Origin of the sequence: Psychrobacter sp. HD31 (genome assembly GCF_051097895.1) — a bacterium.
Taxonomy (GTDB): Bacteria; Pseudomonadota; Gammaproteobacteria; order Pseudomonadales; family Moraxellaceae; genus Psychrobacter.
In genome coordinates this window covers 1,520,857-1,540,051 of sequence record NZ_CP142525.1, presented here as the reverse complement: position 1 = coordinate 1,540,051, position 19,195 = coordinate 1,520,857, and the positions used below count along the sequence as shown (strand labels likewise).

Sequence of the window (19,195 nt, the reverse complement as noted above, 5' to 3'; positions counted from 1 at the left end):
AGTTTTAATAATGGTGCGACTGGAGGGACTTGAACCCTCACGACTTGCGTCACCACCCCCTCAAGATGGCGTGTCTACCAATTCCACCACAGTCGCATATTGGCTATTATAGACGTGTCTATAATGCTTGTTCGTATAAGAATAGCCAGCATTCTACTGGCCTAATACTTAAATTTCAAGAGCGGCTTATTGCTCTTCGGTTTGTTTTTTGTCTGTTGTTGCTGGTTTTTCAGCGGTTGGGATTTCAGAAGCTGTGGCAACTTCTGTAGTCGCTGGCACCTCTAGTGAATATTGGTCATTAGATTGATCTTTTGCCAAAATTGCCAGTAAAATGCTCGTTGCAAAAAATATGGCTGCCAAAACAGCGGTTGCACGAGTTAAAAAGTTTGCTGAGCCAGCTGCACCAAACACTGTACCAGAAGCACCGGCACCAAAAGAAGCACCGGCATCAGCGCCTTTACCATGTTGAATTAGGATTAATCCAATCATCGCGATAGCAACAATAATTTGAACGGCTAGTAAAATATTAAACACGTTTTCCTCTGAGGTATTTAGCAGTCAGTCGGGCATTATAACAGAAAATGGAGACGATATTGCCAACTTTCAAGCAACTAACCGTTGAGTTGTTGCTTGCCTTGATAAAAACTATCTGCAATGCTTAAAAACTTGTCAGCATCGAGTGATGCGCCGCCAACTAGGGCACCATCTACCCACTTGCTGGCTGCAAATTGGTCTGCATTATCGGCATTGACGCTGCCGCCATACAAAATGGGGGCATCGGCAAGGGAGGCATTGATGCCAGTCACATATTGCTTGATTGCTTGATGAACTTTTTCTACTTCCTCGATAGAAGGCACCTTACCAGTGCCAATTGACCAAACTGGCTCATAAGCAATGATAATTTTAGCAAAAAACTCATTTAAGTTTGGCAATGACTTTAAAATCTGTAGTTGTTCTTCTAATACAGGGATGGTTTTGCCTAAGTCATAGGCTTCTATTGTTTCACCAATGCAAAAAACAACACCTAACCCTTGTTCAAATGCAAAACGCATTTTTGTGATGAGGGTGTCCTCAGTTTCTCGATGATAAGATCGACGTTCTGAATGACCTACTAACGTCCAAGAGCCGCCCGCATTCAGCATTTGCTGTGCCGAGCTATCGCCTGTGTAAGCGCCAATAGTGGCACTTTTTGCACTAATGTCTTGGCAGCCAACCAATATGTTTGTGTCTTCTAAACTTTGTGATGCCATAACAAGATGGATCGTACTTGGTGCAACCATAAGTTGGGGGTAGCAAGTTGAATCGAAGTCTTGAGAAGATTGTTTTTGCAAGAACTTTGATTTTATAGCGGAAGTTAGCTCGTTGACTTCTGTGAGTGTGGCAGGGTTTTTCTTCCAATTACCAATGACCCAAGATTGCATATATCACCTACTTAGTTTTTTAAAATATGATAAAAACTTATTTTGTGGGAAGTATAACAAAAATAAATAATATAAAAAACTATCGATTTTGTTCTAATGTATGAGTTTTTTTATGCTAACGTAAAGGTATGAAGGAGAAATACAACACAAAAGTTGCTTAACTATAACTTTGTTAAGAAAATAATTAAAATGGAATGATGGAGTTAGCATGGATAGCCAGCATAAGGGTGTGTTGCACAGGCAAGCAACAAAACAAAAACTAAGTGGTTTGGCACTCAGTTTTTTGCAAGCAGACATTGTATCTGCAAAAACTATTGAGCTGCTGCCAGAGTTTGCAAGCCAGACCAATTTAATTACTTATCTTGTAGAAAACAAACTGGCAAAGAGTAAACACATCGCAAAATTTATTGCTCAAAAGTTTGCTAGCCCATTTTTTGACCTTGATGAATTAGATTTACAGAATTTGCCACTATCATTAATAGACAAGAAACTAATAAAACAGTATCAAGTTTTGCCAATTGCGAGTGATGGTCAGCGGGTTACGTTGGCAATGATAGATACTTCTTGGCTTGAGGCTATAAACACCATCGCATTTAGTACGCAATTAAAAGTTGATACGGTGGTTGTTGAAGCAGATAAGCTTGCTAAAATCATCAATCAGTTATATGCACAATCGGCAACTTGTGAATATTTTGACAACTTAGATAATATAGACAAGGATATACAAAGTAATGAGGGGGTTGCTGATAAAACCTTGTTGGATACAGCCGTGGACGAAGCCCCTGTTGTTAGGTTTGTACAAAAGATGCTTACCGATGCGATACAAATGCGGGCATCTGACTTACATTTTGAACCTTATGAAACACATTATCGTGTGCGTTTTAGAATTGATGGTATCTTGCAAACGATTGCAACGCCACCGGTGCAAATGGCAAGTAAAATTACCACCCGCTTAAAAGTGATGGCGCAGTTAGATATTTCTGAGCGTCGTATCCCACAAGATGGACGCATTAAATTATCTGTTGAAAGCCATTTGTCGAGTGAGGTAAATGACAATACAAAACAAACAAATAAACAGTCGATAGATTTTAGGGTTAGCTCGTTACCGACTTTATTTGGTGAAAAAATAGTATTGCGTATTTTAGATACCTCTACAAAAATTTTAGAGATTGATAAATTAGGGTTAGCGCCTTTACAACAATCATTATATTTGCAGGCACTTGCCAAACCACAAGGTATGATAATCATTACAGGACCAACAGGCTCTGGCAAAACGGTATCACTGTACACTGGTTTAAATATACTTAACACAGATGAACGCAATATTGCGACGGCAGAAGACCCTGTAGAGATTAACCTTGCTGGGGTGAACCAAGTTAACATCAATCCAAAAGTTGGGCTAAGTTTTGCAAGTGCTTTACGCTCATTTTTGCGCCAAGACCCAGATGTGGTTATGGTGGGAGAAATTAGAGATCTAGAAACTGCCGAAACTGCGATTATGGCTGCTCAAACTGGGCATTTAGTGCTATCAACTTTACATACCAACTCGGCTTTAGAAACCATTACTCGGCTAAAAAACATGGGAGTCGCTTCTTTTAATATTGCGACTTCGGTTAGTCTTATTATTGCTCAGCGGTTAGCCCGTCGATTATGCGAACATTGTAAAGCCCCTGCCAACATTCCCCCAGCAAGTTTGTTAGAGATGGGTTTTACACCTGTAGATATATCAGAGGGACAAACCATTTTTCAGGCAGTCGGTTGTGAACATTGTCGTGAAGGTTATAAAGGGCGTGTGGGCATTTATGAGGTTTTAGCGATTGATGAGAAAATCGCCCAAGCGATTATGGCTGGCTCATTAACAAAGGTTGATGCGACGGACAATAGCACAATGCGGTTACAAAATTTGGTAGAACAACAAGGGATGCAAGATTTGCGTCAATCTGCTATTAAAAAGGTGCTGCAGGGCGTTACAAGCATACAAGAAATGTACCGAGTGATATCGGAATAACACAACACATGGATGAGTACGGAGCTTATAATAGTTAAGGGATTAGTGTGAAGGATAAAAGAACGACAGTTTTTGTTTATTCTGGCAAAAATAAGCAGGGGCAAAAAACAGCCGGAGAATTGCTGAGCAGCAACATGGCGATGGCAAAAGCACAGCTGCGTCAGCAAGGCATAAGGGTGGAGCGCATAAAACGTAAGCCCAATCGTTTTCTTACGCTGTCTACAGTTGGTAAAAATAAAAAAATTAAACCAATGGATACTGCCATTTTTATGCGCCAGTTTGCGACCTTAATAAAAGCAGGTGTGCCGATTATAAAGTCGTTTGATATTGTGGCAGACTTATTAGACAAACCAAGCATGCAGCAGCTGGTGTTGCAAATTAAAGCCGATGTGCAGTCGGGTACAACCTTTGCAGAAGCATTGGCTAAACATCCCAAGCAGTTTGATGGCTTAGTTTGCTCGTTGGTGGAGTCTGGTGAGCAATCTGGCACATTAGAAACCATGTTGCAGCGCATTGCCAGCTATAAACAAAAGACAGAAAAGCTTAAAGCTAAAATTAAAAAAGAGCTCACTTATCCTTTGGCAGTTGTGATTGTCGCAATTGTTGTGATGATTATTTTAATGGTACGAGTCGTACCTGTATTTGCAGAGCTTTTTTCATCACTTGGGTCTGACTTACCCGTGTTTACACAACTTGTGGTTGCGGTTTCTAATTGGTTACAAAAACTATGGTGGGTTTTACTGTTTGCCAGTTTCGTCGCTGTTTGGTGCGCGATAAAAGCATACAAAAACCATGTGGGCTTTAAAAATAAAGTAGATGTGTGGTTGTTAAAATTACCGATAATAGGGCAGGTAATGTATCATGGGGTGGTGGCAAGGTTTGCCCGAACGCTGGCTACAACTTTTGCTGCAGGGGTTCCCTTGATTACTGCATTAAATTATACCGCTGGGGCAACTGGTAACTATAAATTTTATGTGGCAACACAGCAAATAAAGGAAGATGTTAAATCTGGTATTCATTTGCAAACCGCCATGCAACGAACCGGTGTGTTCCCAAGTTTGGCAATACAGCTAGTGGGTGTAGGAGAGCAGGCAGGGAGTTTGGAAGAAATGTTGGATAACATTGCCGATTATTATGAGCAGAAAGTAGATAATGCGTTAGAAAACATGACAACGCTACTAGAGCCAATTGTTATGGTGATATTGGGTATTTTAGTTGGCGGTTTGGTTGTGGCAATGTATTTACCTATTTTTCAAATGGGTTCAGTTGTGGGTTAAGCCAACTAATGGCTTTTAGTGTAAGTATTACAAACGGTTTGCAATAGCCAATAATAATTTATTGATATTTTTTATGTAATTTACGAGTGATTACATTTATTCTAGATACTATAATTAACTATCAACAGCTTTCTTTGTTTCATCCTATCTATAAACTAGCCCTATAAAAGGACAAAATAATGGAACTATCTAACATTATAAAATCAATAAACTTAAATAAACTGATGCTTTGTAATTTACTGTGTGCAACATGGTTTGGGCTTTCTAGCTGTACACCAGCCACACAACCAGAAGAAAGCCCACAACATACTGATAATAATCACACCAAAAGCCAAAATCGAGGGGTTGTTTCTGTACCTGTCATGGATTCTTCGGAAACCGAGAACATGGCATACCAGCAAAGTTTTTATGTACCTATTTACTCAGATATTTACTTAAGCGAGCAAAATCCAAAAATTTTAATGACAGCAGTACTCAGTATCCGTAATACTAGCCAAAGCAACGCTTTGTTCATTAAAAATATCGACTACTTTAATACAGAGGGTAAGCTAGTCAAACAAGTGTTAAATCAGACCATTAAAATAATGCCCATGGGAACCTATAATTTTAACCTACAAAAACAAGATGATACTGGTGGCTCAGGTGCTAACTTTTTAATTACTACCGGTGCCAAGAAAAATATCCAACCTATTATTCAAGCAGTGATGATAGGGAATTATGGCAACAAAGCATTTGCTTTTTCGGTAGATGGTGTAGAACTATCTCAGCCTTAATTGTTTAATTTTCAAGTTGTTGATTTAACAGTTTATATACTAAGATGATACATAATATTAGAAATAATATAAAACACAAACCATGCAAGATTTGATATTAACCTTACAAACCAACCAAATTTTTGCCATATTTTTATTTATATTGGTAGGTTTGTGTGTGGGTAGTTTTTTAAATGTGATGATTTATCGTGTGCCAAAAATAATGCATAAAGAGTGGCGTGCTGAGGCAGTCGGTTTTATTAGCCAAGAGGATGACCTTGCCAATACTATTGGCACAGATAAATTAAGCCATATGCAACACCGCATCGCTACAGAAAAACAACTGACCCTTAGTAAACCTGTTAGCCATTGCACTCATTGTAACCAAAAAATAAGCTGGTATCACAATATTCCACTGATTAGCTGGTTGGTTTTAGTGGGTAAAAGCGGTTGTTGTGGAGAACGGATTTCGGCTCGTTATTTATTGATTGAAGTGATCACTGCTGTGTTATCGGCACTGGTTATTTATCAATTGGGGCTGACGGGAGTCGGGCTTTCGGCATTAGTACTGGTATGGGGGCTTATTGTACTGGCAGGTATTGACGGGGAAACACAGCTATTACCAGATCGCATTACTTATCCGTTAGCGGTACTTGGGCTGTTGGTAAATAGCCAACTGTTTTTTACTGGGTTTGTTTCACCCACCAGTGCCATTTGGGGGCTTGCGATTGGTTTTTTAAGCCTATGGAGTGTCAATCAAGTTTTTTATTTAATTACTAAAAAACAGGGTATGGGGCAAGGAGATTTTAAACTGTTAGCTGCTATTGGTTGTTGGTTGGGTGTTTGGGCGTTGCCTTTAGTTATATTATTGTCTTCTATGCTGGGAGTTTTGGCTGGTGTTATATTGATGATTAAACATGGTAAAAGCCAACCCTTTGCTTTTGGACCTTTTATTGCCATTGCGGCTATTATTGCTATGTTGTATGGTGACCAAATAGTGGCATGGTATCAGTGGCTGGTTGTAGCATAAACTTATAGAGTAAAGGCATGTTTCATGTGAAACAATATCCGATTTTTGATATAAAGTGACATAAAAAGAAGAGCAAATTAAGATGACAAACGAACAAAACCAAACAAAAAAACTCATCATAGGGTTAACCGGTGGTATCGGCAGTGGTAAAACGGCGGCAACCGATTGGTTTGCTCAGCAGGGTATTAAAATTGTGGATGCCGATGTCATTGCCCATCAAATTGTTGCCAAAGGTAGCCCAACATTGCAAAAAATTGCCGCAGCGTTTGGCAAGCAAGTATTAACTGAATCAGGCGAGCTTAACCGGCAAGCTATGCGAGAGCTTGTGTTTAATAGTAAGCACGCTGCCAAAAACTTGGCAGAATTAGAAGCAATTACACATCCGGCGATTAGAGAACAAGCAAAGACTGAGTTACAACAAGCTGGCTCAGCTTATGTGATTATGTCTGCCCCTCTATTACTTGAGTCGCAAGAAGCAGGGCTGGCAAGCTTGTGCAATCGTGTTGTTGTAATAGATGTACCAGAAAAATTGCAAATAGAGAGAGCAAGTAAAAGAGATGGCTTAACAGAAGAAAAGATTAAAGCTGTTATGGCAAAACAGTTGTCTCGAAAAGCAAGATTAGCACAAGCTGATGATGTTGTTGTAAATGACGGCACTTTAGAAGATTTGTATGCACGGCTTAAGCCATTACATGAGCAATACTTGCAAATAGTTGAAAGCTATTAAGTACTTTACCTGATTTTTGTTTGCTTAAAACGTCTCATTTAAAGTGGCTAATACACAATATTAAAAAACCTTAAAAACAAACAAATTTAATATCAGGATACTTTTTTGTGAGTGAATGAGTAGAGACTAAAGTAAGCAATACGCAGTAAAATTAATAAATTACACAAATCTCTGTCTACTTGCTTCGTATAACGCCATGCCAGTTGCGACGCTCACATTGAGACTTTGTACATCACCACCCATAGGGATATAAACCAACTGATCACAGGTATCCGTGGTTAGGCGACGCATTCCTTCTCCTTCAGACCCCATTACAATGGCTGTTTTTATTGTAAAGTCACACTCATGCAGTGGTTTGGCTGTGTCGTCTAATGCGGTGCCATACACAAACACGCCGGCATCTTTTAATTGATTTAACGTACGTGCCAAGTTACCTACGGCAATAACGGGGATAGATTCAGCTGCACCAACGGCAACTTTTGCAACCGTGGCGGTGAGTGGCGCCGTATTTTTGCGAGGGCAAATAATTGCATCGACGTTCATGGCAACTGCCGAGCGGATACAAGCACCAAAATTATGGGCATCCGTAATTTGGTCAAGCACAAGGAGTAAACAGTTGTCTTGTGCAATTACTGTATCTAGCGTTGCTTCGGTAGCAAAGTTTAATGGGCGGGCATGTAAAACAACCCCTTGATGTTGTGGGCTATTGCACATATTGGCAAGTTTGTCTTTGCCAGCATACTGAATACTTACCCCAAAAGATTGTGCTAGCGCCAAAATCTCAGCAATGCTGTTATCGGACTCTTTACCTTGTTGAATAAAAAGGCTAAGGGCATCGGTTGGGCGATGTTCTAAAAGAGATTGTACGGCATGTGTGCCATAAAAATAAATTGGTTTGGCCATTTATCAGGTATCTATCGTTATTTTTTTAGTTTTAAGATTAAAGCGATTAACGCTCTAGATGGCAGATGTATTGCAGTATCTGGTTGGTGCGTAGTTCAAAACCACTGTCACCTGCTACCATAAAAGATTGACCAGCACGATACTTATTAAAGGTTTCTTCTCCTTCAATCTTTACTTCACACTCACCACTAATGATTTCCATACGCTCTGAAGTGTGGGTCGCAAAATGATATTCGTTAACGGTTTCATCATTAGGTGAAACCACGCCAAGCATCTTTTTACTGCCATCTTCAAATAAAAGCGTATGACTACTACAACGACCATCATAAGAAACATTTGCCTTACTCACAACGGATACGTTGGTAAATTCTGCCACTGACATAAATGACGTTCCTTAACCAAGTCTGATATTTATCAGACAGATAATTAAAAATAAGCTTAATGTTACCACACTATTTCATGATTTTTTATTACAAATAGCAAAAAAGCCTTTGTTTATGGGGTTTTATGATATGTTTTTTTTCAAAACACTATAAAAAACAGACTGCTTTGTTACTAAACTTGCTTATTAACTAAGATTTTACAAGAAATACAGATACGATGTGTTAAAAATTAACGGTCGTTAGCTAAATTGAAAGCATTTTTTATCATGGCTTTTGGATGAATATCCGTAAACTTTATAGTAAACTGCAAGTTAACTAAAATACTTGTGCAATCTTTAACTTACAAAATCGGTAATCAAAACCATGTTGCTATATTTAACATTACATCAATTTGCGTTAATCGCTGAGCATGAACTTAGATTTGTTGATGGTTTTAATGTAATAACCGGTGAAACAGGGGCCGGCAAGTCTTTATTATTAGATGCTTTGTCATTGTGTATTGGTGAACGTGCCGATACCAGTATGGTACGACATGGTGCCGAAAGTGCCGATATTTATGCCGAGTTTGATGTTGCAGAAAACGAAGTAGTAAAGCACTGGTTTGATGAACATGAACGAAGTTTTGAGGCAGAATTGCTCATACGTCGTCAGCTTAGTAGCAATGGACGTTCTAAAGCCTGGTTAAATGGGCTGCCTGTTAGCTTGGCAGAATTAAAATCTTTGGGGCGGTTATTGGTGAATATACATAGCCAACATGCCCAACAAGCGCTATTAAAACCGCAATTTGTGGTGGACTGGCTAGACAATATGGCAGGGTTAACCAACTTGGCAGATCAAACCCGTGCAGCCTATTTAACACACCAGCGTTTACAACGTAAGGCGGAAGAAATTGCCAGTGCTGATGCGAACCGATTAGATAAAATTGCTTTGTTAGAAAGTCAGCTGGCGGATGTAGAACCCCTGCTTAGCATTGACTATGCCAGTGTAGAAGCTGAACATGAAGAATTATCTAACATTGAGGCATTAATGCAAGAGGCGGGCATGGCACTGCAATTACTTGATAATGATACAGATGAACCCGATGCAAATAGTCTTGTAGGGCGTGCCATTAAGTTATGCGATAACCAATCAGCGGTTAGTAGCACATTTGGACAGGTAGCCGAGCAACTGTACCTTGCGCAGCAACAAATTAGTGAGGCGACAGGCTTATTAGCAGATTATGCCGAACAACAATTACCAGACCCTCAAAGGTTACAAGAGCTAGATACGTTAATGACATTGGCACATCGGTTATCCCGCAAGCACAACCTACCTGCCAGTGACCTGGTAACAACGGCAAGAGAGTGGCAAATTAAGTTAGATGAATTAAATGCTCAGCCAAGCAGTGCGGATATGCAACAACAAATTGAAACAGCATGGCAAGGTTATTTAGCCTTAGCCGAGCAGTTATCTCAGTCTCGTAAAGCTGAAGCACCTGCGATTATCCAACAGTTAATAGCACAGCTGCAACCACTAGCATTGCCAAATGCTTGTTGCGAGTTTTCGTTTGTGCGCCATGCAGATAACGATGATTTTAATGCGGTTGGGCTAGATGATATTGATTTATTGTTTAGTGCGAATGTTGGTATGCCCATGCAACCATTGTACAAAATTGCCTCGGGTGGTGAACTTTCTCGTATGGCACTGGTGATGCAAGTGTTACAAGCCACCTCTGCAAAAGGCAGCGATAAGGATCAAGATGCACGCCCAATGTTGGTATTTGATGAGGTGGATGTTGGCATTAGTGGCGGCACCGCCCAAGTGGTAGGAGAGCTATTAAGACAGCTAGGAAAACGCCAACAGCTTTTGGCAATTACACACCAAGCGCAAGTTGCTTCGCAGGCGCATCAGCATATATTGGTGCAAAAACATCATGAAAAACAAAGTGAAAGTATTTTGCAAGTGTTGAGCGATGATGCACAAGTTGATGAGCTGGCAAGGATGTCTGGTGGTGTTCATATCACTGATATCACGCGTGAACATGCCCGTAGCTTGTTAAATGAGGTTAACCGATAAAGCGTTTTTGCGGTTGTAACCTTCTTCCAACCCTTCTATTGAAACTGGGTTAACCTGCCCTAATCTAAAACTTAGGTCTTTGTTTATATAAAGACATGTTTGTAAATAAAAGTATAAAAAATTGATGTCAAAGAATCTTGCTCACCACTTCTTAATTGCTACCCCACAAATGCCGGATGATAGATTTAATCGGTCGGTTGTGTATATTTGTCGTCATGACAAACAAGGTGCTTTGGGGTTAATTATCAACAACCCATTGGCAGATACCACTATAGTTAGGCTGCTAGAAGACCTTGATATTGAGTGTCAAAATAAAACATTAATACATGAAATGGCACTATCAGGTGGTCCGGTTGCACCAGAAGTTGGTTTTGTATTGCATACAGGTCAACCGGTTTGGGCATCCTCTTTTGGCATTTCTGAAAACGTTTCTATCACCACCAGCCGAGATATTTTAGAGCATATGGCAATGGGTGATGCGTCAGGACATTTTCAGATGTGTTTAGGGCATGCAAGCTGGGGCGCAAAGCAAATTATGACAGAGATTGAGCAAGGTGACTGGCTTGTTTGCCCTGCTGATTTAGAGCTGCTATTTAAAACCCCATATGATAAACGATGGCATAAAGCCGGTGAAAAAATGGGGCTTAATTTAGACTTTTTAAGCGCTGATGTTGGCAATGCCTAATCTGGTGTTATCTTATTTTTTAACGATTTATTTTGCATATCCAAACTTATTTTAATATGAGATTCTTTCTTATTGACGACTTATGGGTCAGCTTTATTGCTTGGTCAGTCGCAGTAATCCTCTTATTCTAAACACGTTCTTTCTTAATTTTTATTTAAATTACAAGGATGTATAAGCACAGCCAAAGGACTAATTTGTGCGGGGTATTTTTGGAGTGTTTATGCATACAGTAGTTATTGGTGCGGGTTTTGGTGGTTTTAGGGTAATGGCTGGCTTGGGTAAAGACAAGGCACAAAAAATCACCATCATTGACCGTCATGATTATAATTTTTTTCCTCCTTTAATTTATCAAGTGGCGGCTGGTTTTTTATCGCCGTCTGATATCAGTTATCCTTTACGCAAATATATTGTTAACCACGACAATATCAGCTACCGTCAGGGCATCTTTCAAGCCGTCGATACTCAAAGGCAAGTCGTTATTTTAGATAATGGAGAGGTGGCGTATGACCGTTTGGTACTTGCAATGGGTTCTGAGCCAAACTATTTTGGTAACGAAAACATTGAGAAGCATGCCTTCCCTATGAAGCGCTTAAGTGATTCTATTAAAATCCGTAATCGTCTTTTACATCAGTTTAACTATGCAGCAACGCTACCAGAAAATGAGCGTGAACCTTATTTAAGGATTGTGGTTGCTGGTGGTGGGCCTAGTGGTGTTGAGCTGGCAGGTGTATTATCTGAGATTCGTAATGACATTTTTGCACGTGAATATCCAGAGTTTAGAAATACCGCTGGTAGTGTAGAGCTTGTGACCGCTGATCCAGTATTATTAGCACCAATGAGTGAAAAGTCGCAACAATATGCAAAAAAAGAGTTAGAAGATTATGGTGTTAAAATAACACTTTCTGACCCTGTTAAAGATTATGATGGATCTACCGTTACTTTATTTAGTGGACAACAGATAGAAACAAAAACCATGATTTGGGTGGCAGGTGTGCAATGCAAACGTGTGGAAGGGCTGCAAGATGCAGACTTTACAGAGCGTGGCAACCGATTATTAGTAGATGACAACCTTAAATTAATTAATTATGATAATATTTATGCATTAGGTGATATTGCCTTATGCACAAGCGATGTTAAATATCCTCAAGGTCATCCACAACTTGGGCAAGTGGCAATGTCGCAAGGCAAATATTTGGGTAAAAAGTTGCGCATTAATGCAAAAATGACACCTTATGCCTACAAACACCGTGGTGATATGGCAATGGTTGGGCGCTTAAGAGCAGTGGCAGATATTGATAATTTAAGCTTTGGTGGGTTTACTGCTTGGGTAACCTGGGTGTGGATTCATATTATTGCATTATCTACAGCAAAAAACCGAATTGCCACCACTTACAACTGGATGATTGCATTTTTTACGCGAAACCAATCTATGCGTATGGAAATGAGTTCGCGTGCGATTGAAGAAAAAATGCACAAAAAAGGCAAGGAATCACTTTAAAGATATGAGTTTTGAGGGCACACAACCAGAGGCGGTTCTTATCCTCGCGTTAGACTATGGTGTTAAAAAATCGGGTATGGCATTGGGCAATACATTGACTCAAAATGCCAGACCTTTTGATATATTAGCGATGGATAATGGTCAGCCAGACTGGGAGAATTTGTTAGGTATTATAGATGCTTGGAAGGTACATCAAGTTGTGGTTGGGTTACCACTTAACATGGATGGTTCTACTTCTATGCTTGCCAAGCGAGCGCACAAATTTGCCAGACGACTTGCGCATCGGTTGATGGAGCGTAAGTCGATGGTGCAGGTATTATTGCATGATGAACGCTTAAGCTCTCGTGAAGCACGTGAGATAGCGTGGGAAAATGGCTGGATTGATGATGAGAGAGACCCTATTGATGATATCTCTGCTTGTATCTTACTTAACTCATATCTTGCAAATCCAGCATTGTCAGAAGATGTAACGGCAAATGCTGCTATCGTACGTAATGTATAACTTTTTAGGTTAATTGCCTTTTACAAATCGACCTTTTAAATATCCCACTCAACAAAGTTTTTTAACACCTGTAGGCCTGCGGTGTGGCTTTTTTCGGGGTGGAACTGGGTAGCAAATAAATTGTCTTTAATAACACTAGAGCAAAAAGGCGTGCCATAGTCGCAACTGCCTGCCACAATGTTTTTATCCGTTGGCTCGCAATAAAAGCTGTGTACAAAATAAAAATGGGTGTGGTCATCAATGCCACGCCATAGCGGGTGTGACAACTCCATATTGGTTTGCGTGTTCCAGCCCATGTGTGGGATTTTGATTTTATCGCCATTGGCATCGGTTAGGTTGTCGTCAAATTTAACAACATTACCAGCCAAAATGCCCAAACAGTCCACACCGTTATTTTCTTCAGCATGCTCAAACAACGCTTGCATACCAACACAAATTGCCATAACTGGCTTGTTAAAAACCGCTTGTTTTACAACTTCATCAATGCCTGCTTCGGTCATGCCACGCATGCAATCGCGCATTGCTCCCACACCCGGGAAAAGTATTTTGTCGCAACGATCAATTTTTTTTGGGTCGTTTGTTAATACAACATCAGCTCCAACGGTTGATAATGCTTTAGCCGCCGAGTGTAGGTTACCCATGCCGTAGTCAAGTAGTGCTACTTTTGTCATTTTTTTCTCTTAATTTTTTACCATGCGTGCAGAACTTACTAACGTATCCTGCTATGCCAGCTCAGCTATTCGCCCTTACGTCATACGTTGGGCAAGTGAGTTGAGTGAGGGCTATCAATTACAATGCTTCTTTGGTTGAAGGCAATTGGTTTAATGCACGCTCGTCATATTCAACCGCCATACGCAGCGCACGAGCCAATGCTTTAAACACGCTTTCAATTTGGTGATGGCTATTGACACCTTTTAGGTTATCTATATGCAAAGTTACCCACGCATGGTTTACAAAACCATAAAAAAACTCGCTAAATAAGTCGACATCAAAGCTGCCAATGTGTGAGCGTGTAAATGGGATATTCATGTGTAAACCAGGACGACCAGAAATATCAACAACAACACGAGATAGCGACTCATCTAAAGGCGCATAAAAATGTCCATAACGTTTAATGCCTTTTTTGTCGCCAATGGCTTGTGCAAATGCCTGACCAATAGTGATGCCAACATCTTCCACACTGTGGTGGTCATCAATGTGGGTGTCTCCGTCGCATTTTACATCTAAGTCAATCAAGCCGTGGCGTTTAATCTGCTCTAGCATGTGGTCAAGAAACGGCACGCCTGTATCTAGCGTGCCAACGCCTGTACCGTCTAGGTTGATTGACACTTTAATTTTAGTTTCGGCAGTGTTGCGTTCTACTGTTGCAGTGCGAGTTGCCTTTTGAGTAGAAGAATTGGCTGATTGGCTCATATATTAAAAATTTCCTAAAAACTTTATTAATAGGCATATATTATCAAACTCAGGGTACACAAACCATTGTATTTGCTTTATGCCACTCATTTTTTTGCTAAAATAGTCATATTAGCATCATCATTTGTAAAACTTTGTAGGAACAAACATGCCATTAGAAGCCATTGCAATAAACGACTTTGACACACAGCTTATGCGTGAAGTCAACTACGAGGGTGAGTTTAAAGCGCGTATCCATGCTTTATATCAGGATATGGGATTAAATCAAGATAAGCATCACCGTTTGAGCAAAACAGCGGATGAAGTGATGGCAGTTTTGTCGGATAGCTTTGCAAGTGGGCGGGGTAGCCTGTATGTGGGTATGTTTAATGATAAACCCATTTGTGCCGTCGCTTGTTTTGTCGATAAAAATAGTCAAGGTAAATGCTTAGAATACCTTGCGATGCATGCCCAAAATCAAAACAGAGGTATTGAGCCGCAATTTATAAGGCAAGTGGTCAAAGCCGAATCAATGATAGGGACAGATCAACTAACCTCACAAAATACCCAAATAAAAACCTTGTTAGAAGCGGTTTATGGGTGATTTTTGGTAAAAGTTGCGATAAATTTAAAAATAATGCCAAAAAGACTTGACACTAACAAGGATTTTTAGTTTAATACGCACCTCAACGATATATGCTTTATTTAAAAGCAAAATGGCTCGATAGCTCAGTCGGTAGAGCAACGGATTGAAAATCCGTGTGTCGGCAGTTCGATCCTGCCTCGAGCCACCATTTATATCGTACAGTTTTAATAACCCCAAGCGTTTTAGTTTGGGGTTTTTTTATTGCTTATCGTGTTAAAGATACACATGCACTACAATAGTTACAGTATTAAATTATACAAATGGAACTATTTAGTTTACACTTGTTTTAAATATCTAAAAAAATATAGGAGCGTATTATGATTGGTTCTATTTTCTCAGGTCTTATCGTTGGTATATTAGCTCGTTTTCTTAAACCAGGTGCAGATGGTATGGGATGGATTATGACAATCATCCTTGGTATCGCTGGTGCCTTTGTTGGCGGCAAATTAGCAACCACGCTTGGTTTGTCTGCAGAAGGTGGTTTTATGGGTCTGGCTATTTCGGTAGTTGGCGCCATTATCTTGTTATTTATTTATGAATTAATAACCGGCAAAAACCGCTAAACAGGTTTAAGTGACTCAATAAATAATGACCGTTATGCCTAGGGTGTTTTAGGTATGGCGGTTTTTTATTTGAGCTGCAAATGTTTTGGCTAATATTTGTTATAATATTAGTACGTATTTTTTGGGATATTATTTTATGGCCATTTTACCAATTTTAAGCTATCCAGATCCAAGGCTTCGTACCATTGCTGAACCGGTACAACAAGTTAATGATAAAATAAAAACACTGATTAGCGACATGACTGAAACCATGTACCATGCAAAAGGTATTGGGTTAGCAGCAACGCAAGTTAACCAGCATATTCAGCTGATTGTCATGGACTTGTCAGAAAACGGTGATAGCCGACGTGTTTTCATTAATCCAAAAGTAACCCCATTGGTAGAAGAAAAACAACCTTATGAAGAGGGCTGCTTATCTGTGCCAACCGTGTATGATTCGGTAGAACGCCCAACAAAAGTTAAAATAGAAGCATTGGATGAAGAAGGAAATGCCTTTGAAGAGATTGCTGAAGGCTTGCTGGCTGTTTGTATCCAACACGAAATGGACCACCTAAATGGTGTTTTGTTTGTTGATTATTTATCTAACTTAAAGCAATCGCGTGCCAGAGACAAGGTGCGTAAAGCCGTTAAACAAATGGAAAAAGCAAAAGCATAAAATCGTATGGATTTTATCAAATTTTTGTAGCACTTTTTAAAAACATTATTTAATATACACTTTTTTAGAGCTTAGCGAATAAATAGTAGCTAAGCTCTAATTTTTTGAGCTTGAAGTGTTTCATACAGCTTAATCGATAGCTCGAAAACTGCTATTTTATTATCCGTTTAATTTTAATTACTTTTTATGTACCCAAAGGATTTTTTATGATTAAAATTGACAGCTATTTTGACCAATCGCAGTGGCAAAAATTTACTAAAGCAAGTGAGACAACCCAAACGCCGTGTGTCATTGTAGATTTGAGTCGTATTAAGGCTAAATATAAAGAGTTAGCTGCCTTTTTCTCCTACGCTAATATTTATTATGCAATGAAAGCTTGCCCAGCGGTAGAGGTAATCGACTTATTGGCAGAGCTTGGTTCAAACTTTGATTGTGCCTCGATATATGAAATTGATAAAGTTTTAGATTGTGGCATTGCACCAGCGCGTATATCTTATGGTAATACCATTAAAAAGGCAGAAGATGTTAAGTATGCCTATGAAAAAGGGATACGTTTGTTTGCCACAGACTCCAAGGCAGACCTAAAAAACATTGCCAAATATGCCCCTAACGCTAAAATATTTGTGCGTATTTTGGTGCAGGGTGCTGATACGGCAGACTGGCCGTTATCACGCAAATTTGGTTGCCATCCAGATATGGCCATTGATTTATTGGTTCAGGCGAAACAATTAGGTTTAGAACCTTATGGCATCTCATTTCATGTAGGGAGCCAGCAAAAAGATGTTGCGGCATGGGATGATGCTTTATCTAAAGTTAAATATATGTTTGACTGGATGAAGTATGAAGAAGGCATCAAAATTAAGATGATTAATATTGGGGGTGGTATGCCTGCTAATTACTTGAGTGAAGTTAACCCCATTGGGGTCTATGCCGAAGAAATTCACCGCTATTTACAAGAAGATTATCCTGATGAGGAGATGCCCCAGATTATTGTAGAACCAGGAAGAGCACTGGTTGGTGGCTCAGGTGTATTGGTTTCTGAGGTTGTGCTTATCTCTCGCAAATCACGCACAGATTTAACCCGCTGGGTATATACGGATGTTGGCTTGTTTGGTGGATTGATAGAAACCTTAGGAGAGGCGATTAAGTACCCTGTTTATACGCCTAAAATGGAAACAGCTACAGAGTCTGGCACGGTTGTGTTAGCAGGTCCTACCTGTGATTCTACAGATGTTATGTATGAAGAGGCTGGTTACCAATTACCACAAAATTTAGCCATTGGCGATAAGGTGTATTGGTTAACGACGGGGGCTTATACGACGTCGTATTCGTCGGTTGATTTTAATGGCTTTCCACCCTTAAAAACAATTTATATTGATTAAAACAGGCTTTGACTCCCACAAAAAAAGAAAGGTTGTTTAAAACAACCTTTCTTTTTTTTAATGCTTTTGATATTTTTTAAAATATTATCGTGAATATTTTGGATCTGCCGCAGCAGTAAACAATACATCTGTTGATGAATTTAAAGCGGTCTCGGCAGAATCTTGAATCACACCAATAATAAAGCCAATAGCAACAACTTGCATGGCAATATCGTTTGGAATGCTAAACAAGCTACATGCCAGAGGGATAAGTAATAAAGAGCCGCCTGCAACACCAGACGCTCCACAAGCACTAATAGAAGCAACAATGGCAAGTAACAGTGCAGAACCAAAATCAACCTGAATACCCATTGTGTGAGCAGCAGCAAGGGTTAATACATTAATGGTAATTGCGGCGCCTGCCATATTGATAGTAGCGCCCAGTGGCAAAGTAACTGAGTAAGTATCTTCATGTAGGTCAAGCTTACGAGCAAGGTTCATGTTTACTGGGATATTAGCGGCAGAGCTGCGTGTAAAGAATGCAGTGATACCAGACTCACGTAAACAAGTAAATACTAAAGGATACGGGTTTTTGCCTGTTTTGATAAATACAATAATTGGGTTAACAATCAATGCAATAAACAACATACAGCCAACCAATACGGTAAGGATACGAGCATAGCCTAACAATGCCCCAAAACCTGTTTGGGCGATGGTATTAGCAACCAGACCCATAATACCCAATGGGGCTAAAGCAATAACCCATTTTACGACTTGCGAAATCGCATCAGAAAAGTCGCCAATGACTTTACGAGTGGTTTCGCCCGCTTGACGAAGTGAAAAGCCAATCACTAATGCCCAAGCTAAAATACCAATATAGTTTGCGTTGGCTAATGCGTTAATGGGGTTGGCAACTAGGTTCATAAGCAGTGTGGTGACAACTTCTTTTAAACCTGCGGGCGGAACTTGTTGGATATCACCAGTAACAAGGGCAAGCTCTGTTGGGAACATAAAACTTGCAGCAACAGCCGTTAATGCGGCAAAAAAAGTACCAATGATGTACATGATGAGGACAGGCTTAACAAATACTTCTTGACCAGCTTGGTGTTGGCTAACAGCAGCCATAACCAAAATAAATACTAAAATAGGGGCAACAGCTTTTAATGCGCCAACAAATAATGTACCCAAAATACCAATAGACACCCCAATACTTGGTGCTAACCAGCCTATTAATATCCCAATAATTAGTCCCACAGTAATTAATGGTACCAGCCCAATACGACTATATAATTCTGCAATTGCTTTCATATTATTACTCTCTTATTTCTATTTTACTT

Annotated in this window: 20 protein-coding genes and 2 tRNA genes; 14 read left to right on the top strand and 8 right to left on the bottom strand. The window is 39.8% G+C overall.

Annotated elements, in window-relative coordinates:
- Positions 1 to 11 precede the first annotated feature (11 nt).
- From VH441_RS06810 to tpiA, 3 genes are all read right to left on the bottom strand, one after another.
- Positions 12 to 96 (bottom strand) — tRNA-Leu (locus VH441_RS06810).
- Positions 97 to 186: 90 nt separating this feature from the next.
- Positions 187 to 534 carry a preprotein translocase subunit SecG gene (gene secG / locus VH441_RS06805; RefSeq protein WP_434352902.1) on the bottom strand — a complete coding sequence of 116 codons (348 nt, stop codon included), beginning with the start codon at positions 532 to 534 and terminating at the stop codon, positions 187 to 189.
- Positions 535 to 611: 77 nt separating this feature from the next.
- Complete coding sequence (gene tpiA / locus VH441_RS06800) at positions 612 to 1,421, bottom strand: triose-phosphate isomerase (RefSeq protein WP_434352901.1); 810 nt, start codon at positions 1,419 to 1,421, stop codon at positions 612 to 614.
- A gap of 208 nt (positions 1,422 to 1,629) precedes the next feature.
- On the opposite strand from tpiA, the gene pilB reads away from it, so the two are divergent.
- The 5 genes from pilB to coaE all read left to right on the top strand — a co-directional run bounded on the left by pilB (position 1,630) and on the right by coaE (position 7,215).
- A complete protein-coding gene (gene pilB / locus VH441_RS06795; RefSeq protein ID WP_434352900.1) occupies positions 1,630 to 3,429 on the top strand; it encodes a type IV-A pilus assembly ATPase PilB in 1,800 nt (599 codons plus the stop codon).
- A gap of 41 nt (positions 3,430 to 3,470) precedes the next feature.
- Positions 3,471 to 4,706: a type II secretion system F family protein gene (locus VH441_RS06790; protein WP_434354376.1), complete on the top strand. Its 1,236-nt coding sequence runs from the start codon at positions 3,471 to 3,473 to the stop codon at positions 4,704 to 4,706.
- Positions 4,707 to 4,885: 179 nt separating this feature from the next.
- Positions 4,886 to 5,479 carry a DUF3124 domain-containing protein gene (locus tag VH441_RS06785; RefSeq protein WP_434352899.1) on the top strand — a complete coding sequence of 198 codons (594 nt, stop codon included), beginning with the start codon at positions 4,886 to 4,888 and terminating at the stop codon, positions 5,477 to 5,479.
- An 82-nt stretch (positions 5,480 to 5,561) separates the two neighbouring features.
- Complete coding sequence (locus VH441_RS06780) at positions 5,562 to 6,488, top strand: prepilin peptidase (RefSeq protein WP_434352898.1); 927 nt, start codon at positions 5,562 to 5,564, stop codon at positions 6,486 to 6,488.
- Between the two features lie 82 nt (positions 6,489 to 6,570).
- A complete protein-coding gene (coaE, locus tag VH441_RS06775) occupies positions 6,571 to 7,215 on the top strand; it encodes a dephospho-CoA kinase (protein ID WP_434352897.1) in 645 nt (214 codons plus the stop codon).
- Between the two features lie 159 nt (positions 7,216 to 7,374).
- Here coaE and rlmB read toward each other — a convergent pair whose 3' ends face one another.
- Both rlmB and VH441_RS06765 read right to left on the bottom strand, forming a co-directional pair.
- A complete protein-coding gene (rlmB, locus tag VH441_RS06770; RefSeq protein ID WP_434352896.1) occupies positions 7,375 to 8,118 on the bottom strand; it encodes a 23S rRNA (guanosine(2251)-2'-O)-methyltransferase RlmB in 744 nt (247 codons plus the stop codon).
- Between the two features lie 46 nt (positions 8,119 to 8,164).
- Positions 8,165 to 8,500: a pyrimidine/purine nucleoside phosphorylase gene (locus VH441_RS06765; RefSeq protein ID WP_434352895.1), complete on the bottom strand. Its 336-nt coding sequence runs from the start codon at positions 8,498 to 8,500 to the stop codon at positions 8,165 to 8,167.
- A gap of 364 nt (positions 8,501 to 8,864) precedes the next feature.
- On the opposite strand from VH441_RS06765, the gene recN reads away from it, so the two are divergent.
- The 4 genes from recN to ruvX all read left to right on the top strand — a co-directional run bounded on the left by recN (position 8,865) and on the right by ruvX (position 13,241).
- Positions 8,865 to 10,556, top strand: a complete 1,692-nt coding sequence (recN, locus tag VH441_RS06760; RefSeq protein WP_434352894.1) for a DNA repair protein RecN — start codon at positions 8,865 to 8,867, stop codon at positions 10,554 to 10,556.
- Positions 10,557 to 10,680: 124 nt separating this feature from the next.
- Complete coding sequence (locus VH441_RS06755) at positions 10,681 to 11,241, top strand: YqgE/AlgH family protein (RefSeq protein ID WP_434352893.1); 561 nt, start codon at positions 10,681 to 10,683, stop codon at positions 11,239 to 11,241.
- 220 nt (positions 11,242 to 11,461) lie between these two features.
- Positions 11,462 to 12,739: an NAD(P)/FAD-dependent oxidoreductase gene (locus VH441_RS06750; protein ID WP_434352892.1), complete on the top strand. Its 1,278-nt coding sequence runs from the start codon at positions 11,462 to 11,464 to the stop codon at positions 12,737 to 12,739.
- A gap of 4 nt (positions 12,740 to 12,743) precedes the next feature.
- Entirely contained in the window at positions 12,744 to 13,241 is a 498-nt protein-coding gene (ruvX, locus tag VH441_RS06745) for a Holliday junction resolvase RuvX (RefSeq protein ID WP_434352891.1), read from the top strand.
- 35 nt (positions 13,242 to 13,276) lie between these two features.
- Here ruvX and hisH read toward each other — a convergent pair whose 3' ends face one another.
- On the bottom strand, positions 13,277 to 13,912 hold the full coding sequence (hisH, locus tag VH441_RS06740) for an imidazole glycerol phosphate synthase subunit HisH (protein WP_434352890.1): 636 nt from the start codon (positions 13,910 to 13,912) through the stop codon (positions 13,277 to 13,279).
- Positions 13,913 to 14,030: 118 nt separating this feature from the next.
- Positions 14,031 to 14,654 carry an imidazoleglycerol-phosphate dehydratase HisB gene (gene hisB, locus VH441_RS06735; RefSeq protein ID WP_434352889.1) on the bottom strand — a complete coding sequence of 208 codons (624 nt, stop codon included), beginning with the start codon at positions 14,652 to 14,654 and terminating at the stop codon, positions 14,031 to 14,033.
- A 148-nt stretch (positions 14,655 to 14,802) separates the two neighbouring features.
- Here hisB and VH441_RS06730 point away from each other — a divergent pair, with 148 nt between their 5' ends.
- The 5 genes from VH441_RS06730 (at position 14,803) to VH441_RS06710 (ending at position 17,879) form a co-directional block, all read left to right on the top strand.
- The gene (locus VH441_RS06730) at positions 14,803 to 15,237 is read left to right on the top strand and encodes a hypothetical protein (RefSeq protein WP_434352888.1); all 435 of its coding nucleotides are present in this window, start codon (positions 14,803 to 14,805) and stop codon (positions 15,235 to 15,237) included.
- A gap of 114 nt (positions 15,238 to 15,351) precedes the next feature.
- Positions 15,352 to 15,427: transfer RNA gene (locus VH441_RS06725), tRNA-Phe, on the top strand.
- Positions 15,428 to 15,596: 169 nt separating this feature from the next.
- Complete coding sequence (locus tag VH441_RS06720) at positions 15,597 to 15,842, top strand: GlsB/YeaQ/YmgE family stress response membrane protein (RefSeq protein WP_434352887.1); 246 nt, start codon at positions 15,597 to 15,599, stop codon at positions 15,840 to 15,842.
- A gap of 136 nt (positions 15,843 to 15,978) precedes the next feature.
- On the top strand, positions 15,979 to 16,497 hold the full coding sequence (def, locus tag VH441_RS06715; protein ID WP_434352886.1) for a peptide deformylase: 519 nt from the start codon (positions 15,979 to 15,981) through the stop codon (positions 16,495 to 16,497).
- Positions 16,498 to 16,703: 206 nt separating this feature from the next.
- Positions 16,704 to 17,879 carry a type III PLP-dependent enzyme gene (locus VH441_RS06710; RefSeq protein ID WP_434352885.1) on the top strand — a complete coding sequence of 392 codons (1,176 nt, stop codon included), beginning with the start codon at positions 16,704 to 16,706 and terminating at the stop codon, positions 17,877 to 17,879.
- 84 nt (positions 17,880 to 17,963) lie between these two features.
- Here VH441_RS06710 and sstT read toward each other — a convergent pair whose 3' ends face one another.
- Positions 17,964 to 19,166, bottom strand: a complete 1,203-nt coding sequence (gene sstT, locus VH441_RS06705; protein WP_434352884.1) for a serine/threonine transporter SstT — start codon at positions 19,164 to 19,166, stop codon at positions 17,964 to 17,966.
- Between the last annotated feature and the right edge of the window lie 29 nt (positions 19,167 to 19,195).